The organism is Pseudomonas serbiensis, assembly GCF_030580745.1.
Lineage (GTDB): Bacteria > Pseudomonadota > Gammaproteobacteria > Pseudomonadales > Pseudomonadaceae > Aquipseudomonas > Aquipseudomonas serbiensis.
Map to the genome: position 1 here is coordinate 106,538 of NZ_JAUQOO010000017.1, position 24,635 is coordinate 131,172.

General features: G+C 58.9%; 28 protein-coding genes and 1 pseudogene. 11 read left to right on the top strand and 18 right to left on the bottom strand.

Going from position 1 to position 24,635, the window contains the following annotated elements; genetic code table 11:
* The first annotated feature begins 87 nt into the window (after positions 1-87).
* Positions 88-1,980, top strand: coding sequence for a 1-deoxy-D-xylulose-5-phosphate synthase (dxs, locus tag Q6A51_RS20400; RefSeq protein WP_201018639.1), 1,893 nt, complete (start codon positions 88-90; stop codon positions 1,978-1,980).
* A gap of 78 nt (positions 1,981-2,058) precedes the next feature.
* Here the strand turns inward: dxs and Q6A51_RS20405 are convergent, their stop codons facing one another.
* The 10 genes from Q6A51_RS20405 to nrdR all read right to left on the bottom strand — a co-directional run bounded on the left by Q6A51_RS20405 (position 2,059) and on the right by nrdR (position 9,213).
* Positions 2,059-2,478: an MFS transporter gene (locus tag Q6A51_RS20405; RefSeq protein WP_201006972.1), complete on the bottom strand. Its 420-nt coding sequence runs from the start codon at positions 2,476-2,478 to the stop codon at positions 2,059-2,061.
* On the bottom strand, positions 2,475-3,092 hold the full coding sequence (gene ribA, locus Q6A51_RS20410) for a GTP cyclohydrolase II (RefSeq protein ID WP_201006973.1): 618 nt from the start codon (positions 3,090-3,092) through the stop codon (positions 2,475-2,477). The genes Q6A51_RS20405 and ribA overlap by 4 nt, the downstream gene beginning before the upstream one ends.
* Before the next feature lie 105 nt (positions 3,093-3,197).
* Positions 3,198-3,707 carry a phosphatidylglycerophosphatase A family protein gene (locus tag Q6A51_RS20415; protein ID WP_201018637.1) on the bottom strand — a complete coding sequence of 170 codons (510 nt, stop codon included), beginning with the start codon at positions 3,705-3,707 and terminating at the stop codon, positions 3,198-3,200.
* Positions 3,704-4,669 (bottom strand): thiamine-phosphate kinase, encoded by a 966-nt coding sequence (gene thiL / locus Q6A51_RS20420; protein WP_304575589.1) that lies wholly within the window; start codon positions 4,667-4,669, stop codon positions 3,704-3,706. Before thiL ends, Q6A51_RS20415 begins: the two co-directional genes overlap by 4 nt.
* Positions 4,670-4,687: 18 nt before the next feature.
* Complete coding sequence (gene nusB / locus Q6A51_RS20425; RefSeq protein ID WP_201006976.1) at positions 4,688-5,185, bottom strand: transcription antitermination factor NusB; 498 nt, start codon at positions 5,183-5,185, stop codon at positions 4,688-4,690.
* Entirely contained in the window at positions 5,182-5,658 is a 477-nt protein-coding gene (ribH, locus tag Q6A51_RS20430; protein ID WP_025262014.1) for a 6,7-dimethyl-8-ribityllumazine synthase, read from the bottom strand. The genes nusB and ribH overlap by 4 nt, the downstream gene beginning before the upstream one ends.
* A gap of 129 nt (positions 5,659-5,787) precedes the next feature.
* A complete protein-coding gene (gene ribBA / locus Q6A51_RS20435; RefSeq protein ID WP_201006977.1) occupies positions 5,788-6,879 on the bottom strand; it encodes a bifunctional 3,4-dihydroxy-2-butanone-4-phosphate synthase/GTP cyclohydrolase II in 1,092 nt (363 codons plus the stop codon).
* A gap of 17 nt (positions 6,880-6,896) precedes the next feature.
* Positions 6,897-7,559, bottom strand: coding sequence for a riboflavin synthase (locus Q6A51_RS20440; RefSeq protein WP_304575590.1), 663 nt, complete (start codon positions 7,557-7,559; stop codon positions 6,897-6,899).
* Between the two features lie 47 nt (positions 7,560-7,606).
* Entirely contained in the window at positions 7,607-8,752 is a 1,146-nt protein-coding gene (gene ribD, locus Q6A51_RS20445; protein WP_304575591.1) for a bifunctional diaminohydroxyphosphoribosylaminopyrimidine deaminase/5-amino-6-(5-phosphoribosylamino)uracil reductase RibD, read from the bottom strand.
* Positions 8,749-9,213, bottom strand: coding sequence for a transcriptional regulator NrdR (nrdR, locus tag Q6A51_RS20450; RefSeq protein WP_003317051.1), 465 nt, complete (start codon positions 9,211-9,213; stop codon positions 8,749-8,751). The genes ribD and nrdR overlap by 4 nt, the downstream gene beginning before the upstream one ends.
* A 204-nt stretch (positions 9,214-9,417) precedes the next feature.
* Between nrdR and Q6A51_RS20455 the strand changes: the two genes are divergently transcribed.
* From Q6A51_RS20455 to trxA, 3 genes are all read left to right on the top strand, one after another.
* Positions 9,418-9,867, top strand: a complete 450-nt coding sequence (locus Q6A51_RS20455; RefSeq protein WP_201018634.1) for a YbaY family lipoprotein — start codon at positions 9,418-9,420, stop codon at positions 9,865-9,867.
* Positions 9,864-10,517: a class I SAM-dependent methyltransferase gene (locus Q6A51_RS20460; RefSeq protein ID WP_304575592.1), complete on the top strand. Its 654-nt coding sequence runs from the start codon at positions 9,864-9,866 to the stop codon at positions 10,515-10,517. The genes Q6A51_RS20455 and Q6A51_RS20460 overlap by 4 nt, the downstream gene beginning before the upstream one ends.
* A 94-nt stretch (positions 10,518-10,611) precedes the next feature.
* On the top strand, positions 10,612-11,484 hold the full coding sequence (gene trxA, locus Q6A51_RS20465) for a thioredoxin (protein WP_304575593.1): 873 nt from the start codon (positions 10,612-10,614) through the stop codon (positions 11,482-11,484).
* A gap of 49 nt (positions 11,485-11,533) precedes the next feature.
* On the opposite strand, the gene Q6A51_RS20470 is transcribed toward trxA, so the two are convergent.
* Genes Q6A51_RS20470 through Q6A51_RS20485 form a run of 4 tightly spaced genes read right to left on the bottom strand, consistent with a single transcriptional unit; the run spans position 11,534 to position 14,357 of the window.
* Entirely contained in the window at positions 11,534-11,890 is a 357-nt protein-coding gene (locus Q6A51_RS20470) for a hypothetical protein (protein WP_201006984.1), read from the bottom strand.
* Positions 11,891-11,931: 41 nt separating this feature from the next.
* Complete coding sequence (locus Q6A51_RS20475) at positions 11,932-12,348, bottom strand: nuclear transport factor 2 family protein (protein WP_304575594.1); 417 nt, start codon at positions 12,346-12,348, stop codon at positions 11,932-11,934.
* Between the two features lie 12 nt (positions 12,349-12,360).
* Positions 12,361-13,299 (bottom strand): aldo/keto reductase, encoded by a 939-nt coding sequence (locus Q6A51_RS20480; RefSeq protein WP_304575595.1) that lies wholly within the window; start codon positions 13,297-13,299, stop codon positions 12,361-12,363.
* On the bottom strand, positions 13,296-14,357 hold the full coding sequence (locus Q6A51_RS20485) for a type III polyketide synthase (RefSeq protein WP_201018628.1): 1,062 nt from the start codon (positions 14,355-14,357) through the stop codon (positions 13,296-13,298). The genes Q6A51_RS20480 and Q6A51_RS20485 overlap by 4 nt, the downstream gene beginning before the upstream one ends.
* 211 nt (positions 14,358-14,568) lie before the next feature.
* Here Q6A51_RS20485 and Q6A51_RS20490 point away from each other — a divergent pair, with 211 nt between their 5' ends.
* From Q6A51_RS20490 to Q6A51_RS20510, 5 genes are all read left to right on the top strand, one after another.
* Positions 14,569-15,147 carry a DUF2796 domain-containing protein gene (locus Q6A51_RS20490; RefSeq protein WP_201018627.1) on the top strand — a complete coding sequence of 193 codons (579 nt, stop codon included), beginning with the start codon at positions 14,569-14,571 and terminating at the stop codon, positions 15,145-15,147.
* An 80-nt stretch (positions 15,148-15,227) separates the two neighbouring features.
* On the top strand, positions 15,228-15,938 hold the full coding sequence (locus Q6A51_RS20495; protein WP_304575596.1) for an ABC transporter ATP-binding protein: 711 nt from the start codon (positions 15,228-15,230) through the stop codon (positions 15,936-15,938).
* 1 nt (position 15,939) lies between these two features.
* The gene (locus tag Q6A51_RS20500; RefSeq protein ID WP_304575597.1) at positions 15,940-17,205 is read left to right on the top strand and encodes an ABC transporter permease; all 1,266 of its coding nucleotides are present in this window, start codon (positions 15,940-15,942) and stop codon (positions 17,203-17,205) included.
* An 11-nt stretch (positions 17,206-17,216) separates the two neighbouring features.
* Positions 17,217-17,738, top strand: coding sequence for a DUF3299 domain-containing protein (locus Q6A51_RS20505; protein ID WP_201006990.1), 522 nt, complete (start codon positions 17,217-17,219; stop codon positions 17,736-17,738).
* Positions 17,739-17,841: 103 nt separating this feature from the next.
* Positions 17,842-18,528, top strand: a complete 687-nt coding sequence (locus tag Q6A51_RS20510) for an OmpW/AlkL family protein (protein WP_201006992.1) — start codon at positions 17,842-17,844, stop codon at positions 18,526-18,528.
* Between the two features lie 63 nt (positions 18,529-18,591).
* On the opposite strand, the gene Q6A51_RS20515 is transcribed toward Q6A51_RS20510, so the two are convergent.
* The 4 genes and pseudogenes from Q6A51_RS20515 to Q6A51_RS20530 all read right to left on the bottom strand — a co-directional run.
* Positions 18,592-19,068 carry a hypothetical protein gene (locus Q6A51_RS20515; RefSeq protein WP_304575598.1) on the bottom strand — a complete coding sequence of 159 codons (477 nt, stop codon included), beginning with the start codon at positions 19,066-19,068 and terminating at the stop codon, positions 18,592-18,594.
* A gap of 210 nt (positions 19,069-19,278) precedes the next feature.
* Entirely contained in the window at positions 19,279-20,208 is a 930-nt protein-coding gene (locus tag Q6A51_RS20520) for an NAD-dependent epimerase/dehydratase family protein (protein WP_304575599.1), read from the bottom strand.
* Positions 20,201-21,085: a sugar nucleotide-binding protein gene (locus Q6A51_RS20525; protein WP_201006998.1), complete on the bottom strand. Its 885-nt coding sequence runs from the start codon at positions 21,083-21,085 to the stop codon at positions 20,201-20,203. Before Q6A51_RS20525 ends, Q6A51_RS20520 begins: the two co-directional genes overlap by 8 nt.
* Positions 21,086-21,245: 160 nt before the next feature.
* Positions 21,246-23,288 (bottom strand): annotated as a pseudogene (locus Q6A51_RS20530) (mechanosensitive ion channel domain-containing protein); the annotation flags it as partial.
* Positions 23,289-23,540: 252 nt separating this feature from the next.
* On the opposite strand from Q6A51_RS20530, the gene Q6A51_RS20535 reads away from it, so the two are divergent.
* Positions 23,541-24,122, top strand: coding sequence for a TetR/AcrR family transcriptional regulator (locus Q6A51_RS20535; RefSeq protein WP_304575600.1), 582 nt, complete (start codon positions 23,541-23,543; stop codon positions 24,120-24,122).
* A 24-nt stretch (positions 24,123-24,146) separates the two neighbouring features.
* Positions 24,147-24,626, top strand: coding sequence for a nuclear transport factor 2 family protein (locus tag Q6A51_RS20540; protein ID WP_304575601.1), 480 nt, complete (start codon positions 24,147-24,149; stop codon positions 24,624-24,626).
* The last annotated feature ends 9 nt before the right edge of the window (positions 24,627-24,635 follow it).

The window sequence follows — 24,635 nt, forward strand, 5'->3', positions numbered from 1 at the left end:
CTCCTGCGTATCTGCAGATGCACTTCATGGGCAGCTTGCGATGCATAAGGTAAACTGCCGCCTCTTTTACTTATAACGATTCGCCTGATGCCCACGACGTTCAAAGAGATTCCCCGCGAGCGCCCGGTTACGCCGCTGCTCGACCGTGCAGATACACCGGACGGCCTGCGCCGCCTGGGTGAAGCCGAGCTGGAAACCCTGGCAGATGAACTGCGCCAGGAGTTGCTCTATTCCGTTGGTCAGACCGGCGGGCATTTCGGTGCAGGCCTTGGCGTCATCGAACTGACCATCGCCCTGCATTATGTGTTCGATACCCCGGATGACCGTCTGGTCTGGGATGTCGGTCATCAGGCCTATCCGCACAAGATCCTTACCGGCCGCCGCCAGCGCATGACCACTCTGCGCCAGAAGGACGGCATTGCCGCGTTCCCGCGTCGCAGCGAGAGCGAGTACGACACCTTTGGCGTCGGGCATTCCAGCACGTCCATCAGTGCCGCGCTGGGCATGGCGATTGCCGCCCGCCTGCAAGGCAGCGACCGCAAGTCCATCGCGGTGATCGGCGACGGCGCACTGACCGCCGGCATGGCTTTCGAGGCGCTGAACCACGCGCCGGAAGTCGCTGCTGACATGCTGGTGATCCTCAACGACAACGACATGTCGATCTCGCGCAACGTCGGCGGGCTGTCGAACTATCTGGCCAAGATTCTTTCCAGCCGCACTTACACCAGCATGCGCGAAGGCAGTAAAAAAGTGCTTTCACGTCTGCCTGGCGCCTGGGAAATCGCTCGTCGCACTGAAGAGTACGCCAAGGGCATGCTGGTGCCCGGCACCCTGTTTGAAGAACTGGGCTGGAACTACATCGGCCCTATCGATGGCCACGATCTGCCGACCCTGATTGCCACACTGCGTAACATGCGAGACCTCAAGGGGCCGCAGTTCCTGCATGTGGTGACCAAGAAAGGCAAAGGCTTCGCTCCGGCCGAAGTCGATCCTATCGGCTATCACGCCATCACCAAGCTTGAACCGCTGAATGCGCCTGCCGCACCGAAAAAAGCCAGCGGGCCGAAGTATTCCGGCGTGTTCGGTCAGTGGATCTGCGATATGGCCAAGGCCGATTCGCGGTTGGTAGGCATTACCCCAGCCATGAAAGAAGGCTCCGATCTGGTTGAGTTCAGCGAACGCTTCCCGAATCGCTACTTCGACGTGGCCATTGCCGAGCAACATGCGGTGACACTTGCCGCCGGTATGGCATGCGAAGGCAGCAAACCGGTGGTGGCGATCTACTCCACCTTCCTGCAGCGCGGCTATGACCAACTGGTGCATGACGTGGCGGTGCAGAATCTCGACGTGCTGTTCGCCATCGACCGTGCAGGTCTGGTAGGCGAAGACGGCCCGACTCACGCCGGCAGCTTCGATCTGTCGTACCTGCGCTGCATTCCCGGCATGCTGGTAATGACGCCGAGTGATGAGAACGAGCTGCGTCAGATGCTCAACACCGGTTACCTGTATGTTGGCCCGGCCGCCGTGCGCTACCCGCGTGGCACCGGCCCGAATGCGGTTATCGACAACGGCCTGCAACCCGTCGAAATCGGCAAGGGCGTGGTTCGTCGTCAAGGCAAGCGTGTTGCCATGCTGGTGTTCGGCGTGCAACTGGCCGATGCGCTGGAAGTTGCAGAAAAACTGGATGCCACGGTTATAGACATGCGCTTCGTCAAGCCACTCGACGAAGCCCTGATCCGTGAAACGGCAGCCAGTCATGATTTGCTGGTTACCATCGAAGAAAACGCCATCATGGGTGGCGCGGGCGCGGCGGTCAGCGAGTTCCTGGCGCGGGAGAATATCCTCAAGTCCGTGTTGCATCTCGGCTTGCCCGATATCTATGTCGAACACGCCAAGCCAGCACAGATGCTGGCCGAGTGTGGTCTGGATGCAGACGGTATCGAAGCGGCGATCAAGGCACGGTTGGCGTTGATTGGCTGAAGCACAAACGAAACGGTGGGAGGCAGCTTGCTGGCGACAAGGCCAGTGAAGCTGGCCCATGTGCTACGTGTCTGAGAGTTATCCCAGTTGCGGCGGAATGCGGTACAGGTAAAACAGCGCCACAGTAGAGAGAGCAAGCAGAAACACAGGCACCGGCTCAAGCCCGATGAACAAGGCCCCAGCCGCCACCCATGCCGGAATCCCGGCGAACAGAAAGGCAATACGGCGAGTCGCAGCCAGCTTGAGCCAGGCTGCAGTTTCGTCGGGTGTGTCGAGTGCCGCCTGGGTGGCAATCAATGCACGCTTGAAAGCACCGAAAGGCTTGAGGCTGAGGAACATCGAGGCGACACCGGCGATGAACAACGGCATCGCCAACACGTGAATCAGGACCTCACCAGCATCCAGAAAAATACAGACCACCAACAATGGCGCAAGACTCAGGCCTAGCTGCTGCCACCAGGCCAGCGCCATCCGTCTGCGCACATTGTTGCGATTCACGCCGGGTCGACCTCACTCTGGTGCTCATTGCCCATCATGTGGCCCAGCTTGCCGGCCTTGGTCGCCAGGTACAGTTTGTTGTGCGGGTTGTGGCCAGTGTGCAGCGGCACACGTTCGGCAACCTTGATGCCCATGTCGGTCAGGGCTTTGACCTTGCGCGGGTTATTGGTCATCAGGCGCAGGGAGTCGACTTTCAGGTGTTGCAGCATCGGCAGGCAGATCGCGTAATCACGCTGGTCGGCCGCAAAGCCCAGACGCTCGTTGGCCTCGACCGTATCGGCACCGCCGTCCTGCAATTCGTAGGCGCGGATCTTGTTCATCAGGCCAATACCGCGACCTTCCTGACGCAGATACAGCAGCACACCACGGCCTTCGATGGCAATGGCGCGCAAGGCAGCTTCAAGTTGGGAGCCGCAATCGCAACGCTGGCTGAACAAGGCATCGCCGGTCAGGCATTCGGAATGCACCCGGCCCAGAACAGGAGCGCCATCGGCAATATCACCCAGGCTCAGGACGACGTGCTCGCGCCCGGTTTCCTGTTCAAGAAAACCATTCATGGTGAATTGTGCAAAAGGGGTAGGCAGCTTGGAAGCAGCGACAAATACGACGGGCACCGTGTGCTCCTAGGTAGTAGAAGACTGGAAATTCGCAAGGTCCGATTGTAACAGCACGTTCCTGGAGACGCTTAGGCTGAATTCTTACCCATTAATATCAAAAAGCTAGATCAATCCCCAGGCCCAGACCAGTCCCTGCATGGAAAACCAGGCAAATACACCAGCCAGCACATCGTCGATCATGATCCCGAAGCCACCATGGACATGTCGGTCCAGCCAGCGGATGGGCCATGGCTTGAGGATGTCGAAAAAGCGGAACACCAGAAAACCCGCCAGCAACCACACCCAGCCTTCAGGTACCAGCCAGAGGGTTATCCACATCCCGACCATTTCGTCCCAGACGATCCCTTCGTGATCGTGTACGCCCAGATCGTCCGCGACCTTGCCGCACAGCCAGAAGCCAAACAGCATGGTGACGCCCAGCATGAGCCAGTAGCCCCAGCCCGGCAACATCTGCCACAAGGGAATGAACGGCACGGCAACTATCGATCCCCAGGTTCCGGGAGCCTTGGGCAGCGTACCCGAACCAAAACCGAATGCCAGGAAATGCCAAGGGTTGGTCCAGACCGAGGGAGGTACAAACTCGGCTGGAACCTGTTCGGGGTTGTTTTTCACGCTTCACTCCGAAAATGCTGATAGCCCAGCGCGACAGGCGTGACGTCTTGCCCATTGGCATCGAGCAACGCAACGCCCTGCCCTTCAACAACCCGCCCGATCACATGCACCGGCCAACCTGTATCGAGCAAGCCGGTCAGTTGTTCGGGCGGTAGCGTGAAAGCCAGCAAATAATCATCGCCACCACTGAGCGCAGCCTGTTGCGCAGCGGGCAGATCAAACAACTGTAGCAAGGGCTCAGACATCGGCAGCTTGTCGCGCTCGATCAGCAAGCGCACGGCCGACGACCGGGCAATGTGCCCACAGTCCGCGAGCAAGCCATCGGAAATGTCCAGCGCAGCCGTAGCCTTGCCTCGCAACGCCTGCCCCAGCGCCAACTGCGGCTGTGGTGACCAGTAACGCGCCAGCAAGGGCTCGGCAATCGAAGGCTGCGCACTGCGCTGATTCAACACCAGAGGCAAGGCCGCGGCGGCATCACCCAAGGCTCCGCCGACACACAGCAGATCGCCTTCGCGGGCACCACTGCGGGTAAGAGCCTGACCGGCAGGCACAGCACCGAATACGGTCAGCGTCAGGCTCAATGGCCCGCGCGTGGTATCGCCACCCACCAGACGCAACGAACACCCCTGCGCCATCAGGTTCATACCTTCGGCAAAGGCCTGAAGCCAGGCGGCTTCGACCTGAGGCAACGTCAGGGCAAGCGTGAATGCAACAGGGCGAGCGCCCATGGCAGCCAGATCGCTGGCAGAAACCGCCAGAGCGCGCTGGCCCAGCAGAAAAGGGTCGCAGATGTCGGGGAAATGCACCCCGGCAACCAGCGTATCGGTGGAAATCGCCAACTGCTCGCCGGGCGGTAACGCCAGCAGCGCGCAGTCGTCGCCGATCCCCAACGCGACCCCTTCGCCGCCCTGCGCACAAGGCGCGACAGCGAAGTAATTGCGGATCAGCTCGAATTCACCCATGAGAATTACAGGCGCCGGTCAGCGCTTGTGAGCCTTCACTTCAGCATCACGCAGACGAGGTGCCAGCTTGTCCAGTACACCGTTGACGAACTTGTGGCCGTCAGTGGAGCCGTAGACTTTAGCCAGCTCGATGCCTTCGTTGATCACAACGCGGTAAGGCACGTCGATGCGCTTGAGCAGTTCAAAGGTGGACAGGCGCAGAACAGCAAGCTCGACCGGGTCCAGCTCTTCGATGGTCAGGTCAAGGCAAGGCTTGAGCGCAACATCGATTTCGGTCTTGTTGGTGGCGACACCATGCAGCAACTCGCGGAAGTAAGCGCCATCGACGTTGCTGAAATCGTTATCGACGCGAAACTGCGCCTCGATTTCGTTCAACGAATGGCCTGCCATGTGCCACTGGTACAGCGCCTGGGTCGCGAGCTGACGTGCTTCGCGACGTTTGGCGCTCTTGCCTTTGGCAGCCTCGGGAGACTTGGCGTCGCGCGGGTTGAACTGATCGCTATCGTCGGAAATCACTTGGCCTCCAACTGCGACAGCAGACTGACCATTTCAATGGCAGACAGTGCAGCTTCAGCACCTTTGTTACCGGCCTTGGTGCCGGAACGCTCGATGGCTTGCTCGATGGAATCGACAGTCAGTACGCCGAAAGCGACTGGAATGCCTGCGTCCATGGAAACCTGAGCCAGGCCTTTGACGCACTCGCCAGCCACGTATTCGAAGTGAGGCGTACCACCACGGATCACCGCGCCCAGGGCGACGATGGCCGAGAACTCTTTACGTTGGGCAACTTTCTGCACAACCAGAGGGATCTCGAAAGCACCCGGCGCACGGATGATGGTGATGTCGCTTTCGCTCACGCCATGGCGAACCAGCGCATCGACAGCGCCGCTCACCAGACTTTCCACGACGAAGCTGTTGAAACGGCCAACCACCAAGGCGTAGCGGCCTTGTGGGGCGATGAAGGTACCTTCGATGGTCTTCAAGGTCATTCGGGTGAGTCTCGTATTAAAGAGCAAGCCCGCCTGGGGCGGACTGTCAGGGATTGTAGGCCACGAATCGGGACTGCCAGGCCGGAACATGCAAAACGCGAGCGTCAGCACGGACCGACCTGCCGGTATTTATTCGGAGGGCACGTATTCTACAACTTCCAGATCGAAACCGGATATCGCATTGAACTTCATTGGTGAACTCATCAGGCGCATCTTGCGCACACCAAGGTCACGCAGGATCTGCGAACCGGCACCTACAGTGCTGTAAGTCGTCGGCGTCTTGATGACCTGCTGCCCGGCGGTTTCCCGGATATGGGCCAGCAGAACATCGCCATCCAGCGGGTGACCGAGCAACAGAACCACACCGCTGCCAGCCTCGGAAACCGCGGACATTGCGGCACGCAGGCTCCAGCGACCCGGTTGCCTGACCATCAATAGATCGCGCAGCGGGTCCATGTTATGCACACGAACCAGGGTAGGTTCTTCTGCACAGATATTGCCCAGGGTCAGCGCCAGGTGGACATCACCTTCGACGGAATCGCGATAGGTCACCAGGTTGAAATGACCCAGTTCGCTGTCCATTGGCTGCTCGGCAATCCGCTGAACGGTACGTTCGTGGATCATCCGATAGTGAATCAGGTCGGCAATGGTGCCGATCTTGATGTCGTGTTCGAGGGCAAAGGCTTCGAGTTCGGCACGACGGGACATGGTGCCATCGTCGTTCATCACTTCGCAGATCACGCCGCTCGGCTCGAAACCAGCCATGCGCGCCAGGTCGCATGCCGCTTCGGTATGACCGGCGCGGGACAGGGTTCCGCCCGCCTGGGCCATCAACGGGAAAATATGGCCGGGGCTGACGATATCTTCAGCCTTTGCATCTTTTGCAGCAGCGGCCTGCACGGTGCGCGCACGGTCAGCGGCAGAAATACCGGTGGTCACGCCTTCGGCAGCTTCGATGGAGACTGTGAACTTGGTGCCGAAACCGGAACCGTTGCGTGGCGCCATCAGCGGCAGCTTGAGGGTTTCGCAACGCTCGCGGGTCATGGGCATGCAGATCAGGCCACGGGCGTACTTGGCCATGAAGTTGATGTGTTCGGCTTTGACGCATTCGGCGGCCATGATCAGGTCGCCTTCGTTCTCGCGGTCTTCATCATCCATCAGGATGACCATCTTGCCCTGGCGGATGTCTTCAACCAGTTCTTCGATCGTGTTGAGCGCCACTCGGCACCCCCTTCAATTCAGGATTTGAGGTAGCCGTTCTCGGCCAGAAAGCTTTCGGTGATCCCGCCCTGGCCTGGCTCGGCAGCCTTGTCACCCAGCAGCAGGCGCTCCAGGTAGCGCGCCAGCAGATCCACTTCCAGATTGACCTTACGGCCCGGACGGTAGTCGGCCATGATGGTTTCGGACAGGGTGTGCGGCACGATGGTCAGCTCGAGCTCGGCGCCATTGACCGAGTTGACGGTCAGGCTGGTGCCATCGACTGTGATCGAGCCTTTGTGCGCGATGTACTTGGCCAGTTCGCGGGGAGCGCGCACGCGAAACTGGATCGCACGGGCGTTATCTTCACGGGAAACAATTTCACCCACACCATCGACATGGCCGCTGACCAGATGGCCGCCCAGACGCGAGGTCGGCGTCAGTGCCTTTTCCAGGTTGACCCGGCTGCCAACCTTGAGGTCGACAAAAGCGGTCACGGTCAGGGTTTCACGACTGACATCGGCCCAGAAACCGTCGCCGGGCAATTCGACGGCAGTCAGGCAGACGCCATTGACCGCGATGCTGTCGCCCAGTTTGACGTCAGTCAGATCAAGCTTGCCGGTTTCCACGTAAACGCGGACATCGCCGCCTTTTGGAGTCAGGGCGCGGATGCTGCCGATGGATTCGATAATGCCGGTAAACATGGGTCCTCCGGGAGAACAAGGGCTGCGCGCTAAGCGAAAGCCGGGAATTATACGCCGTGAGCCGGAACAGGGAGAGCAATGACTCGCCAGTCATTACCGACTGCGCGCATTTCTACGATGTTCAGTTCCAGGGCTTCGCTCATTTGTGCCAGAGGCAGGTCAAGCAGCGGCCGGGCCGTGGAGCCCAGGAACTTGCCAGCGATGAAAATCTGATATTCGTCAACCAGCCCGAGGCGGGTGAAAGCGCCGGCCAGACGTGGCCCCGCCTCGACCAGCACGTCATTGACGCCACGCGCCGCCAGTTCGACCAGCAACTTGCGCAAGTCCACATGACCATCGTTGTTGGCCAAGGCCAGCATTTCGTGGCCTTCATCGTGATAACGACTACGAGCCGACGCCGCTGCACGGGTCGCGACAAGCGCGCTGCCCGCCTTGAAGAACGGTGCATCCAGCGGCACTCGCAAACGGCTGTCGATCAATACCCGCAAGGGCGGGCGCGTGGCGGCCAGGGCGCTCAGCTCCGCATTCAGGCCGAGTTCATCGGGGCGCACGGTCAGGCGAGCCTTGTCGGCCAGCACCGTATCGGCACCGGTCAGGACAACACTCGACTGCGCTCGCAGCCGCTGTACCGCAGAACGTGCCTCGGGGCCGGTGATCCACTGGCTTTCACCGCTGGCCATGGCCGTGCGGCCATCCAGACTCATGGCCAGTTTGACCCGCACATAGGGCAGGCCTTTTTCCATTCGCTTGAGGAAACCCTTGTTCAGCGCACGGGCCTCAGGCTCAAGTACGCCGCACTGGACCGCGATGCCCGCGTTCATCAAACGCAACAACCCGCGCCCGGCAACTTCAGGATTGGGGTCCTGCATGGCTGCGACGACACGGGCGACACCTATATTGATCAGCGCATCGGCACAAGGCGGCGTGCGGCCATGGTGGCTGCACGGTTCCAACGTGACATAGGCCGTTGCGCCACGGGCCTTGTCGCCCGCCTGACGCAAGGCGTGCACTTCGGCATGGGGCTCACCTGCCCGCGCATGCCAGCCCTCGCCCACAATCTTGCCGTCGCGCACGATCACGCAGCCAACGCGGGGGTTGGGGTGTGCGGAATAGATGCCCTTGCGCGCCAGTTCCAGTGCGCGGGCCATGTAATGGACGTCCAGAGCGTCCTGCTCAACCAACGCTGTACTCATTCTTTACCCGGCTCACGAGCGAGACGATCGATTTCCTCGCGAAACTCGTTGAGATCCTGAAAACGTCGGTAGACCGAAGCAAAACGGATATAAGCCACTTCATCGAGCTTTTGCAGCTCGGTCATGACCAGTTCGCCCACCACCAGAGATTTGACTTCCCGCTCACCCGTTGCGCGCAGCTTGTGCTTGATATGCACAAGGGCCGCCTCAAGGCGCTCGACGCTCACGGGCCGCTTTTCAAGAGCCCGCTGCATGCCGGCACGCAGTTTTTCTTCGTCGAAAGGCTGTCGACTGCCGTCCTGCTTGATCAGGCGAGGCAGGACCAGTTCGGCCGTTTCAAAGGTAGTGAAACGCTCACCGCAAGCGAGGCACTCGCGACGGCGACGAACCTGTTCGCCTTCGGCAACAAGGCGTGAGTCGATGACTTTGGTGTCATTGGCACCGCAGAAGGGACAGTGCATGGTGGCAGGCAACAAAAAATGGGGAGCGCCATGGTAGCGCATCTCGCTGGCAAGACAAGACTTCGGCAGCATACGAACACGGGCTGCACATCGTTAATGCTTTATAAAAGTGCATCAAGGCGATGTGAAACTGCCTGCATTCGGTAATACTGCATCACGGCCTTTTTATCAGCCCTCTGTATTTTGTTTTTGTTGGAGCCGTTCATGACGTTACGCCCCATTGCCTTGCTCGGGCTCATCGGCCTGCTGAGCGCTTGCAGCAGCACTGAAGCCCCACAACCGGCTCCCGCCAAACCCGCAGTGACAGCGCCCAAGGTTCCAGCAGGCCCAGGCCCGTTGTTGCCTCATCAACGGGAACTGAGCGGGCAACTCTTGGGTGTACCTGCCAATGCAGAAGTCGAACTGGCAGTGCTGGTGATCGACGAGCGTGGCCGCCCGCAGAAACTGCTGACCAGCACCAAGCTGCAAGGCAACGGCCAGTCGCTGCCCTTCCAGTTGCGCTTTAACCCGGAAGCCTTCCCGGTTGGCCAGCGGGTCGAGTTGCGCGGGCGCGCCAGTAAATCAGGGCAACTGATCCTGCATCTGCCGTCGTTGCGTATCGAGCAACCCACCACTCAAGCATTGGGACAGTTGCAGTTCGTCAGCGCGCCATGACTGCGCCGCCAGCACTTCAGCAGTCGCTGAGCCAGTTGCTTGGCGACGCCCGCCTGGTCGCCACTGCGCTACCGGGCACTGAGCTGAAACTGTGGCTGATCGACGCCGACAACATGGATCGTGCCTTCAGCCCTGACGAGACACGCCGCATTCTGGAAGAGCCGCCTTACTGGAGTTTCTGCTGGGCCAGCGGCCTGGCGTTGGCACGCTTTCTGGCCGAGCACCCGCACTGGGTCGCAGGCAAGCGTGTACTGGATTTCGGGGCAGGCTCCGGTGTTGCAGGCATTGCCGCTGTCAGGGCCGGTGCCGCCGAAGTGGTCGCGTGCGACCTGGACCCGCTGGCGCTGGCGGCCTGTCAGGCCAATGCTGAACTCAATGACGTGCAACTGAATTACTCGGCAGATTTCTTTGCCGAGGCCGATCGTTTCGACCTGATCCTGGTCGCAGATGTTTTGTATGACCGTGCCAACCTGCCTTTGCTGGATCAGTTCCTCAGCCGGGGCCGCCAGGCACTGGTTGCAGATTCACGGGTCCGCGACTTCAAACATGCAGCCTATCAACGCCTGGCGATGTTGCATGCTCACACCCTTCCCGATCTGGCAGAGCCCCATGAGTTTCGCGACGTCAGCCTGTATCACGCCCAACGCTGAAGCCGCACCGCAGGTCTTGCCCTGATACTCGCCGCTTTCAGCAATGCCTTGGGGCCTTTATAGTTGGCGGCATTCAGATTTTGCGAGACACGCAATGAGCCAGGACACTTCTTACATCTTCGAGACAACCGCAGCGAATTTCGACCAGTTGGTGATCGAAAAGTCATTCGATCAGCCCGTGCTGGTGGATTTCTGGGCCGAGTGGTGTGCGCCTTGCAAAGTGCTGATGCCGTTGCTGGAGCAGATCACCGCGAGCTATCAGGGTGAATTGCTGCTGGCCAAGGTCAATTGCGATATCGAACAGGAAATCGTCGCCCGCTTTGGCATCCGCAGCCTGCCGACGGTGGTGCTGTTCAAGGACGGCCAGCCGGTGGATGGTTTTGCCGGGGCGCAGCCCGAGTCGGAAATCCGCAAGATTCTCGAACAGCATGTGGTCATGCCGCCTCCTCCAGCAGCTGATCCACTGCAACAGGCCCAAGCGCTGTTTGCCGAAAGCCGTTTCTCCGATGCCGAGGCGGTGCTCAAGGTTCTGCTGGGCGAAGACAATACCAATGCAGCGGCGCTGATCCTGTATGCACGCTGCCTGGCTGAGCGCGGCGAGTTGGGCGAAGCCCGCACCGTGCTGGATGCGGTCAAGAGCGACGCCCACAAGGCAGAGCTGGCAGGTGCCAGGGCGCAACTGACCTTCCTGGCCGAGGCGGCCACACTGCCGGATACCGCAGAGCTGAAAACACGTCTGGCGCAAAATCCGCAGGACGACGAAGCTTCACATCAACTGGCCGTCCAGCAATTGTCCCGCCAGCAATACGAAGCAGCGCTGGAAGGCCTGCTCAAGCTGTTCATCCGCAACCGCAATTACGCCGAGGGTCTGCCGCACAAGACCCTGCTGCAAGTGTTCGATCTGCTGGGCAATGACCATCCGCTGGTGACCACCTACCGTCGCAAGTTGTTTGCAGCGTTGTATTGAGCGGCCCTTCCTGGCGATTTACCTGGGCTCTTCGCGAATGAATTCGCTCCTACGGTGAGCTGATTTCGACCCAGCTATACAGCGGTGCATCAGCGCCGCTTTCGACTTTCACATTGGCGCTATGGCGCAGACGCACCAGCAGGCGCTTGCCTGCGGCGGTGCTGCCGGTCAGCCCTTCCAGTTTCCCCAGCAGATCCGGCCCGCTGAGTTGCCCGGCCTCTTGCAGCAGGTCCTTGGCGGTCTGCCAGATCCTGTCGTCCTGATTGACAGGCCGGCTTTCCACAACACTGCTCGCCTCGGGGGCGGCAGCCTTGAGCTGGGCACCCAGTTGCGCCCAGTCACCGTCGTCCAGTTCCAACGTCAAATCCACAGGCCACTGGCCGATGGTTCCACGAATACGCAACATGCTCTGTCTCCTCGCTTGGCAGGCCCCATGCTCCCACAGCTTCAGAAACAGAGCCAGCGAGCCGCCCGCGCATCATCCCCCATCAGAAAGCCGCCAAAGGCTCCTGCGTCGTAGGCGTTTTCCCAGTGCTCGATGACCTTTCCTTCACGAAAGCGCCACAGCCCGCAGAACGGCATGCAAATGCTCTTGTCGGCGGACGTTGCCCGCAGGTTTCCGAGAACCGTACCGAAATACTCATTGGCGATGATTTCCTGCACATCCATGTACAGCGAATAGTGCGTCAGAGCGATGAGATCGACTTCATGACAGCGCACCGCCTCCTTGCCAATGGCGGTGGGCGGGCAGGCATTCTGATCGGCCTTGTGCAACACGATGTCATCGTCCGCGAACTCGGCAATACGGGTCAGATCCTCATAGATATCCCGCAGGGTCACGATATTCCGCTGGCAGGTGCTCATGGCATTTCCTCCTCAGCGCTCGGGACGCCAGGTCGGCAGCGAAAGACCATCGACTTCCCGAGCAATGGCTGACAGTTGATCCTCATCCAGTTGCACGCTCACGGCCTTGGCGTTTTCCTCCAGATGGGCGATGGACGTGGTTCCGGGAATCAGCACTGTGCCAGGGGCATGATTGAACAACCACGCCAGAGCCAGTTGCGAAGGTGTCAGGCCATATTGGCTGGCAAGCGGCTGCAACGCACTGTCAGACCCGACAAGCGCGCCATGGCCGAGCGGGAACCATGGAATGAACGCGATATTCAGTGCCTGCGCCCGCTGCAATACGGGCTCATCAGTGCGGTCGGCAATGTTGTAAAGGTTCTCGACGGCAGCAATGTTCGCCACACGATGGGCCTGCTCCAACTGCTCAAGCGTCACGCCAGGCTGGTTGGATAATCCGATATGGCGGATCTTGCCCTGCTCGCGCAAACGGACAAGCTCGCCCAGGGAATCAGCCAGCGGTACTTGAGGATCGATGCTGTGCAATTGATACAAGTCGATGCGCTCGACCTGAAGGCGACGCAAGCTGATTTCCACCTGCTGACGCAAATACTCGGGCCGCCCCAAGGGCTCGATATACGGAGCACCCGGCGCGCCATGTATCCAGTCATTGGGGCCAGACCGCAGCATTCCGCCCTTGGTGGAAATGACCAGATCCTCAGGGTATGGATGAAGCGCACTGCGAATGATGGCTTCGTTATCACCCGGCCCGTAAGAGTCTGCCGTGTCGATGAACGTGACGCCCAACTCATGAACGGCATGACGCAGCACGGCCTTGGCCTGCTCAGGATTTTCCGCAGGCCCCCACATGCCATATCCGGTCAGGTGCATGGCGCCATAGCCCATGCGCTTGACGGGCATGTCACCTCCCAGCAAAAAAGTATCGGGCGCTGAAGATGCTGTGACAGTCATGGTGAAACCTCCCTGTTGTTCCATGTACCCAAGGTTATTTCAGCGGTGATGCCGGGACCGAACCCGGCAATGATTCCCCGCGCCCCCCGATGAGCGCCGCCAGTCTCGAAAAACCGACGCAATGCATCCAGCACAACCGCCGATGCGATGTTGCCGTACTCGGTCAAAGTGGCACGGCTGTGGACAAACAGAGCGCAATCCACGCCCAGGTAATGCGACAGGTCATCGAGAATCCGCGGACCACCGGCGTGGATGATGTAGAAATCCAGATCGTCGGCCTGCCAGCCATGATCCGCAGCCACCGAGCGCAGCTCAGGCGCCAGTTGCGCCATGGTTCCCGGTACCCGTCGGTCAAGACAGAAGTGAAAACCGGTGGCTTTGACGGCATAGCTGATCCAGTCTTCGGTGCCCAGCACCAGACGCGAGCCATTGCCCACCAGTTGGATGCCCTCACCGCCCTGACCTCGCACCACCGCAGCAGCCAGCGCATCGCCGAACAGGCCATTGGACAGCAGATTGCCGACCGTCATGTCCGTTGGCTGGTAACACAGCGAACAGAACTCGCAGGCCACAATCAGCACGTTGGCCTCCTGATAGGCCAGGCAGAAATCGTGGGCGCGATTGATGGCCGAGCCGCCAGCCGCACACCCCAGTTGGGCAATGGGTATCTGTCGTGTATCGCTGCGAAACTCCAGCTCATTGATCATCCAGGCCGTCAGCGAAGGCATCATGAAACCGGTGCAGGACACATAGATGATTGCGTCAATCTGCCGGGGAAGCAGTTGGGCATTACTCAACGCCCGGCTCACGACATCGGGAATGCGGGCCTTGGCTTCACGCTCATAGGTCCGGTTACGCATCTCGAAGCCCGGATGTTCCAGAGTCTGCTCTATCGATTGCACCAAATGGCGTTTGCTTACCTTGGTATTGCGGATCAGACGCCGCACAAGCGGCAACTGAGGATGATGCGGATACAGGCTGGAAACGAGCGCCAGCGTTTCCTCAAGACTGATCGTGAACTCCGGCACGGCAACGGCCGGGCAACAAAGCGTTGGCATGTTTCTCTCTCCCTGAGACTCGGTCCTGAACCGATCGAATGCCTTCTTCATTTGACGGTAGGAGGAATTTCAGGCGCTATGAGATTGCTTCGTCATAACTTGAGTGCGTTGTATGCCAAATCGAAGGCGCACATAAAAAACAGGTCACCCGCGCCGCCAATTGTTATAAGATCACATAACAGATTTTTTCAAATCATGTCCGGAGTCCGTCATGCGTCGTCTGCTTCTTGCTCTACCCTTCGCCTTGCTGCCACTGGCCGTTGCCAATGCTGCCGAACCACACGATCACGAACACGAGCATGGCAGCCTGGGCGCGCATGAACATGGCGTGGGTCGTCTGGATGTGGTGCTGTCGGGCAAGACTCTGGAGCTGGAATTCGAGAGCCCGGCCATGAACATTGTGGGCTTCGAGCATGCAGCGACGTCTGCCGAGGACAAGGCAAAACTGGCCAAGGCTCGCGAGCAACTGCTCAAGCCCAATGCCCTGTTCAGCATCTCGGATGCCGCCAACTGTTCGGCTACCTCGGTGAAGCTTGAAAGCCCACTGTTCGGCGACAAGGATGACGATCATGATGACCATGCCAAAGACGGCGACGAACATCACGAACACAGTGAGATCAAAGGCCATTACAAGTTCGTCTGCGACGCTCCGGCCATTCTGAAAAAGCTGGATCTGACCCAGATTTTCCTGACCTTCCCCGATACCAAGAAGCTCCAGGTACAGTTGATCTCGCCAAGCGGCCAGTCCGGCGCAGAAGTGATTGCGGCGAACCCGTCGATCAAGTTCTGATTACCGCGTGCTGTAGAACGACCGGGCCTGGCCCGGTCTTTTACTTTTCATGTACACCTCAACACACCGCGAGTCAGGCTATGACCCAAGCACTTATCGAGCTGTCGGACCTGAGCTTCAACTGGCCCGGGCATCCGCAATTGCTGGACATCCCGGCCTTTCGCCTGGAGCCGGGAGAAACACTGTTCCTCAAAGGCCCGAGCGGCAGTGGCAAGACCACCTTGCTGGGCCTGCTGGGTGGCGTACAGAAACCGGGGAGCGGCAGCATTCGTCTGCTGGGCCAGGACTTGTCGCAATTGTCGGCAGGTGCGCGGGATCGCTTTCGGGTTGACCACACAGGTTACATCTTCCAGCAGTTCAACCTGCTGCCGTTTCTCTCGGTACGGGAGAACGTCGAACTGCCCTGCCACTTCTCCAAAGTCCGGGCCGAACGGGCAAAACAGCGTCATGGCAGTGTCGAGCAAGCCACCAGCACCCTGCTCGCACACCTGGGCTTGAAAGACCCGGCATTGCTGACCCGACGCGCCGGTTCCCTGTCCATCGGCCAGCAACAACGGGTTGCGGCGGCTCGTGCCTTGATCGGCCAGCCAGAGCTGGTGATCGCCGACGAACCCACCTCGGCACTGGATGCCGATACCCGGGAGTCCTTCATTCGCCTGTTGTTTGCAGAATGCCGTGAAGCCGGTTCCAGCCTGTTGTTTGTCAGCCATGACCAGAGCCTGGCGCCCCTGTTCGACCGCAACCTCTCGTTGTCCGAACTCAATCGCGCTGCCGTCGACGTGGAGATTTGAGATGTATCTGTTTCGTCTGGCAATGGCCAGTCTGGCCAACCGCCGCTTCACCGCATTCCTTACCGTTTTCGCCATTGCCCTGTCGGTCTGCCTGTTACTGGCCGTCGAGCGAGTACGTACCGAGGCTCGCGCCAGCTTCGCCAGCACCATCAGCGGTACGGACCTGATCGTCGGCGCACGTTCCGGCTCGATCAACCTGCTGCTCTACTCGGTCTTTCGCATCGGTAATGCCACCAACAACATTCGCTGGGACAGTTTCGAGCACCTGGCCAATCACAAACAGGTGAAATGGGCGATCCCGATTTCCCTAGGCGACTCCCATCGCGGCTATCGGGTGATGGGCACCAACGAATCCTATTTCGAGAACTACCAGTACGGCCGCCAGCAACATCTGACACTGGCTGATGGTCGTGCCTTCCAGACCGATCCGTTTGAAGTGGTCCTGGGTTCGGAGGTCGCCAGGGCCCTGCACTACAAGCTGGGCGACAAGCTGGTCCTGGCTCATGGCGTGGCCGCAATCAGCCTGGTCAAGCATGACGACAAGCCGTTCACGGTGGTGGGAATACTGAAACCGACTGGCACACCGGTCGACCGCACGCTGCATATCAGCCTGGGCGGTATGGAGGCCATTCACATTGACTGGCACAACGGCGCGCCTGCACGGGGCAATGAGCGTATCTCTGCCGATCAGGCACGCAACATGGACCTGACGCCCACGGCAATCACTGCGGTCATGCTGGGCCTGAACAGCAAGATTGCGACGTTCAGCCTGCAACGCGAGATCAATGAGTTCCGCGGCGAACCGCTGCTGGCGATTCTGCCCGGTGTGGCCTTGCAAGAGTTGTGGAGCCTGATGGGGACCGCCGAAAAAGCCCTGTTCGTGATTTCATTGTTCGTGGTGCTCACGGGGCTTATTGGTATGCTGACGGCTATCTTGACCAGCCTGAACGAGCGTCGTCGTGAAATGGCGATCCTCAGATCGGTCGGCGCACGTCCCTGGCACATCGCAAGCCTGCTGATTCTTGAAGCCTTCGCACTGGCGTTGGCGGGCGTCGTCAGTGGCCTTGTACTGCTCTATCTCGGGATTTTTCTGGCGCAGGATTACGTGCAGGACACTTACGGTTTGTACCTGTCCTCTATGCCACCTGGCCAATATGAATGGAAATTGCTCGGTGGCATCCTTGCTGCTGCGCTGTTGATGGGTACCGTGCCAGCATGGCGAGCCTACAGGCAATCGCTGGCCGATGGGCTATCGATTCGCTTATGAGGAACTCAACAATGCGGCGCTTGCTGATAACCCTGCTGCTCTCGGCCAGCACTTCGGTGTGGGCCGTCGAGCCGCGCGAGCTGACCTGGAATGACATGATTCCACCCGATGCACCTGTCGTGGCGCCGATTACAGCGCCACTGCATGACATGTCGAAGCTGTCCGATGCACTGGCCATGGAGTCGGCACCGGCAGCAAGACAACTGGCGCCCCATGCACCTGTCGTCAAGGCACTGGATGGCAAGCTGGTACGTCTGCCGGGGTACATCGTGCCACTTGAGGTCAGCGAGGAAGGTCGGGTGACGGAGTTTTTGCTGGTGCCGTATTTCGGTGCCTGCATTCATGTTCCGCCCCCGCCCGCCAACCAGATCGTGCACGTCACCAGTGAGCTGGGCGTGAAGGTCGATGAACTGTATCAACCGTACTGGATTGAAGGACCGATGCAGGCAAAATCATCGACCAGCGAGTTGGCCGAGGCGGGTTATCAAATGCAGGCAGACAAGATATTTGTCTACGAATTGCCGGATTCGTGAAGTTTCCGGGGCTCTCAACAGTTTCATTGAGCTGTATCAAAGTCGCCTAAAAACAGCGCTTTAACATTAGCCCATAAAACTTACTGACCCCTTGGAGCCACTCATGAAAAAGTCCTTGCTTCGCGCTTCACTCATAGCGCTCGCCATCGCCGCCCCTACTGCCGCACAGGCCTATGAGGCGGGTGATTTCATCGTCCGTGCCGGCGCCGCGCATGTCCAACCTAACGAAGACAGCGGCGAGGTGAAGCTCGACGGCTCCAGAGTCTCTGGCACCAAGGCAAGCCTTGATGGCAATACGCAACTCGGCCTGACCTTCGCCTACATGCTGACTTCTCATGTCGGTATCGAACTGCTGGCAGCAACCCCTTTCAGCCACACGGTTTCAGTCAGCGGCCTTGGCCCTGGGCTTGACGGCAAACTGGCCGATGTCAAACACCTGCCACCGACCCTGTCCCTGCAGTACTACCCGATGGAACCTTCGTCGAAGTTCCAGCCTTATGCAGGCATCGGTATCAACTACACCACTTTCTTTGACACCGACCTGACCGGCAACCGCAAGGATCAGGGCTTCAGCAACCTCAAGCTCAAGGATTCGGTTGGCCTGGCTGGCCAGTTGGGCGTTGATTACCTGATCACCGACAACGTCCTGCTCAACGCCTCGGTCTGGTATGTCGATATCGACACCGAAGCCACCGTGGATGGCCCATCAGCCCTGAGCGTCGGCAAGACCAAAGTCAATGTAGACATCGACCCATGGGTCTACATGGTGGGCGTGGGTTACAAGTTCTGATATCCATGACACACCCCGATAAACGCACAAAGGCACCCTGATGGGTGCTTTTGTCGTTTTGGGCTAAGCACGGTTTATCTGAAACAAGGCACCGTCGACATGCGCGATAGAAACCTCTGCCAGATTTTCCGGCCCTTCAGGTAGTTGCAACTCATAGAAAGCCAGCAGAAACAGCTCTGGCGTTAATAGGGCACCGCTGCTGTCGCTGTCAAAAAACTTGCCGATGGTGAGTAGAAGAACCCCGACAGAAACGATAGGGCCGGGATAGATCTGAATGATCTGCCCAAAGGTCGGCCCGGTCTGACTGTCATAACTGATGACTTCGGGACCAAACACAATCGTGAAGAAACCAACCAGAATCATCAGCCAGGCAGAGATGCCAAGTAACAGAAAAGGCAGGGAGAGCGGGTTTTGCCCAGTATTTTTATAGTGCTCCAGATACTGTGCATATTCCTCGGCAAAACCGGCCACGACCAGCTCACACGGCAACGTGTCCACTACAACTTTTTTAATGGGGCTGACTTCGTTTTCGCTCTTCATTCCATACGCTCCGTGTAAAAGGGCGTTGGATGCTAAAGGCTATTTAAACGTTTTAAAATTTCAAAAAGGCAAACTACAAACGATACAGAAATGCCCTACAGCCATCTAGGAAAACGGCCACATTTATAAGTAACAACCAGCAATAGTTACTACCCGAATACCCTGTTCACAAGACTTACAACTCACCTGCAAACAGGGCAACCCGGGTATTCAACGCTCAAGCAAACGTGCCAGTCCTACACTCAGCGGTGTCGTTTCTTCGAGCGTGAAACGCTCCAGCAGACGCTGGTTGTCCGCCCTTGAGTGGCGAATGTCGCCAGAACGTGGCGCCTGATAGCTGACTGGCGGCAAGCTCCCGACGACGTCCGATAACGCTGCCAACAGCTGATTAAGCGAAGTGGCCTTGTTCAATCCGACATTGATCGCGCCTTCGGCCGGGTTCTTTTGCTCAAGAGCCTGGATCAGCAGCCTGGCCAGATCGCCGATGTAGAAGAAGTCCCGCGTCTGTTCGCCATCACCAAACACCGTGATCGGCAGCCCTTTCTCGACACGCTCGGCAAAAATACTGATCACACCGGAATAAGGCGATGACGGGTCCTGGCGAGGCCCGAAGATGTTGAAAAAGCGGAACACCACCGGCTCCAGCCCGTGTTGACGACGATAGAAGTCCAGATACTGCTCGCTGGCCAGCTTGTCCGAGGCATAAGGCGTCAACGGCGCTTTGGTCGTGTCTTCGGTGATCGACTCACCTTCACCATTGTTGCCGTACACCGCAGCACTGGACGCGAACAGGACGCGCTTGATACCCGCTTCGCGCATGGCTTCACAGACGTTCAACGTGCCGATGAAGTTGCTTTGATGGGTTTTGACCGGGTCTTCTACCGATGCCTGCACCGAAGCAACCGCCGCCAGATGCACCACTGCCTGACATCCCCGGGCTGCGCGGGTCACCAGAGCACTGTCGGCGACATCGCCTTCGATCAGCTCGATACGAGGGTTATCCAGCGGCAGGTTGCTGCGCTTGCCGGTTGAAAGGTCATCGAGGATGCGCACCGCGTACCCTTGAGCCAACAGGGCATCAGCCAGATGTGAGCCAATGAAGCCAGCACCGCCGGTGATCAGAACTGGAGCGTCAGACATGTCGATAGTACCGATCCAGCAGGCTTGGCAAGCCAGCACGCCAGGCGCGCGGCTTGATGCCGAAAGTATGGAGAATTTTCTTGCAGGCCAGCACGCCATGTTGCGGCTCTTGTGCTGCATCGGGCCGTGCGGCGTGGGCCTGCGCAGTAGGCGACTCGATTGCCAGGGGATGCAGCAGGCGCGCCTCATTGAGAACCGCCTGCCCCAGCGCCAGAGGCGTCGTGGCCTCATGACCGGCGTAGTGGTAAGTCCCCCACAGCGGTGCTGCGCAATCGAGTTGCTTGAGTACCGAGATGATCACGCGGGCAGCATCGTCGATAGGGGTCGGATTTCCACGGCGATCATCGGCCAGCAGCAATTCTTCCGGCTGCTCGGCCCGAGTCAGGAAACGGCCCAGCACACCATCGGCGCTGTCATCCAGCAACCAGCCAAAGCGCAAGAGCACATGTTGCGGGCAAGCCGCACGCACGCTCTGCTCGATACGCCACAAAGCCTGACCCCGCAGCCCCAGAGGCACGGGATCGTCTTTTTCGCTATAGGCAGTTGCACGCGAGCCATCGAACACTCGATAGCTGGACGGCTGAAGAAGCACAATGTTGTGGTGCTGACACAGTTCGGACAGGCGCTCGACAGAGCGCTCCTGGTGGGTCAGACGCGCTTCGCTCACTGTCTCCGCCTGAAACCAGTCGAAGTAGTAAGCAAGGTTGATCAAGGCATCGGGACGGGTGTCATCGAGCAGTTGCGTCAGGCTCGCCGCATCCCAACCGTCTTGCGGTGGACGCGGCGCGAGGAAACCAATGTCTTCCTCGGCACCCAGACGAATCAGCGCCTGCCCGAGGGCATTCCCGCCGCCCAATAGCATAAGGCGCATTCGCATAGAGTCAGCAGGCTCGGTATCAGAATCATCAAATAATCAGGTGAAAAACGCCTGCAAACATATCACGTTGGCCGCTAACCCCCAACAGTTGCAGCCAAGGAGCGAATTCATTCGTGAATGAATTCGCTTGTACGGCTTACTCAGCGGCAGGTGCCGGAGCGGGATTCATCACCACCTGTGGATAAGTCTGGGCAAAACGAACGTCCGGATGCTTATCCACAAGCCGTTTAAGACGCTCGTTGAAAGCCCGGCCCACACTGTATTGCCCACCCGACGAGGTACGGAACTGTGCGGTCAGGACCACGCCATTGAGATCCATGCGGTCCACACCGAAAACTTCCAGCGGCCCTTGCAGATTGTTCTTGAGCAGAATGTCTTCGGTGATCGATTGCCCTGTTTCGCGGATCAGCGCCATGGCTTCGTCGATATCGGAGTCATAGGTGAACTGCACCGAGAAGAATGCATAGGCAAATTGCCGGGACTGGTTGGTCACCGCCTTGATCTGCCCGAACGGCACCGAATGAACGAACCCCTTGCCGTCACGCAGGCGCACGGTACGAATCGTCAGGCTTTCGACCGAGCCGGAATGGCCGGTACTGAGCACCACCCAATCGCCGACGGAAAAGGTGTCTTCGATGATGATGAACAGGCCGGTGATCACATCCTGTACCAGTTGTTGCGAACCGAAACCAATGGCCAGACCAACGACCCCGGCACCAGCCAGCAATGGAGCAACATTGATCCCCAGATTGGCCATGGTGGTGATTGCACAAATCACCACCAGAATGATTTTCACCGCATTACGCAGCAACGGCAGGATGGTCTTGATCCGCGTGCTGGGCTGACGTGCATTGCGATGGTTGACGGGAGGCTTGAGGGCTTCCTGAATGGCCGTGTCGAGCACCACCCACAACAGCCAGGTGACCAGAAAGATCAGGCCGATGCTGCTCAGCGAGTCGCTGATGACTCGTCCGAGTGTATTGCGCTGGGCGAACTCGAACATCGAGAACCCCCAGATCCGCCCCAGGATTTCGATGAACGCTACCGCCAGCAGAATCCGCAACAGCGCATATACCAGACGGAGCAGGCGCGCCTTGTACACATGCCCACCACGTCCGACTTCTTCAGCGGGCTTGAACAGATGCTCGAATACCGTGCTCAGGAATACCGTGCTAATCAGCAACAAGGTGGTGAACAGCGCACACCGCAATGCTTCCTGACTGTCCTCGCCGGCCCCGATCAGGTTGATGGCTGAAACCAGGATCATCAGCAGAATAGGCAAGTGCCACAGGTTGGAGAAGATTTTCAGGGAGCGCTGCAATGCGGGCCTCTGCAGGCGGCTGTTCAGCGAGCGGTTACGGATCAGGTGGGCGATCGGGCGACGCACCTTGATCACCAGCATGCAGAACACGACCGAAGCGAAAAGCCCGGTGAACACCGACACGCTGGTAGTGAAGTTGCTGCCCAGTTGCCGGGCAATCTGTGGGCTGGTCAGCGCATCGCTCAGCGCCGCCAGGAAGCCGATGATGAACAACGGCCTCGGGCTGTAGCGACGAATCATGCGCACGGCCGCGCGCTTGTGCCCCGAGTTGAACATGACGATGACGCATAGCAGCACCGACGTGGAAACAATGCCGCTGCTGGTCGCGTAGGCAAAACACAGCGCCAGCGCACGCCCGACGGAAGTCGGCATGAAATGGCTGACATACAGGGTCAACGGCAGGCAGATCACGGCGGGCAATGTAAAAGGCAGCACATATTTCAGCAGGGCCTGACTGCGCTCGCGCACCTGGAGAAACGACCGTCGATTCAGTCGAATTGCCAGAAAACGCCCCAATGTCGTCAGCACCGCAAACGCACCGATCCACACCACCGACAGAATCAGGAAATCGCCCACTACGCTCCACGGAGAGCGTGCCGTGCGTTTATTGACCAGATCACCGATCTCGTCAGCGGCACGGTCGGCCCGCAAGCGCCAGGCATCCCACAGGCTTTCGTCCAGGTTGAGTGTCCTTTGGATGTCATCGATGCTGGTGCTGATCGCACCGAGCAGACCACCTTGCACCAGAATCTCCGCAGCAGCGGGTTCGGCCTCTGCTGGTTTTTCATCGGTTTTTTCGGCGGGCTTTTCGGCAGCTTTCTCGTCGGGTTTGTCTGCCTTTTTCTCAGTGGCCTTGTCGTCGACCGGAGCCGCTGCCGCCATAGGAAGAGCAGGCACGTCAGCGGCCTGAACATGAAAACTGCCTGCACAAAACAGGAGCCCCAACAGGATCAAGGTTCTTAACTGAGACACCGGACAGTTTCTCCTCTTTGAAATGACCGACAGAGCCAAAACTCCATGCAACTGATTCCGGTTCGGCTCGCAAGTTCGATCATGCCCGCAAATGCATGGCATTTTAAAATCAGCCTGCACGGGTGCTTGACCGATGGAGAACGATCGTTCTACCCTTTACCCATGACGACCCAAACACCATCCAACGTGCAAGACAAGATTCTGCAAACCGCCGAAACGCTGATCTATCGCGTCGGCATTCACGCCATGGGCATGGACTTGCTGGTGCGGACCTCAGGCGTGGCCCGCAAGAGTATCTATCGCTACTTCGCGACCAAGGACGAGATTGCCGCACAGGCATTGAGTGCCCGTGATATCCGCTGGATGCAGTGGTTCAGGACCGAAGCCGACAAGGCCGAAACACCCGAGGAGCGCATCCTCGGCATGTTTACAGTGCTCACCGGCTGGTTCGAGTCCGAAGGCTTTCGGGGCTGCGCCTTTATCAATACCGCAGGCGAAATCGGCGACCCTGAAGATCCTGTGCGCCTGATCGCAAAGGACCATAAACAGAAGCTGCTCGATTACGTGCTCGAACTGTGTGAACAACTTCCCGCGTCAGCGCCTGAAGCGCTGGCCAGGCAACTGCTGATCCTGATCGATGGGGCCATTACCCAGGCTCTGGTGATGGGCGATCACGCTGCTGCCAACGATGCCCGCGAGGTGGCCCGACTTCTGCTCAAGGCCGCCAGCCGTTCAACGCCCTGACACTCACCGCCCCGAGGTTCCGCCATGCCTACAACCGCTCAGCCACGCCCGCCGTTACCACCTTTCAACCGCGAAACCGCCATTCAAAAGGTCCGCCTGGCTGAAGATGGCTGGAACAGTCGGGACCCGGAAAAAGTCTCTCTGGCCTACACCGAAGATACCCAGTGGCGGAACCGTGCCGAATTTGTCACCAATCGTGAACAAGCCAGGGATTTCCTTGCCCGCAAATGGGCCAAGGAGCTGGACTATCGCCTGATCAAGGAACTGTGGGCCTTCACCGACAATCGCATCGCCGTGCGCTATGCCTACGAATGGCATGACGATTCGGGCAATTGGTTTCGTTCCTATGGCAACGAAAACTGGGAGTTTGAAGAAAACGGGCTGATGGCCAGACGTTTTGCCTGCATCAACGACCTGCCGATCAAGGAGTCGGAGCGCAAGTTCCACTGGCCGCTGGGGCGCAGACCGGATGACCATCCGGGGCTTTCGGAATTGGGGTTGTAATACCGTTGT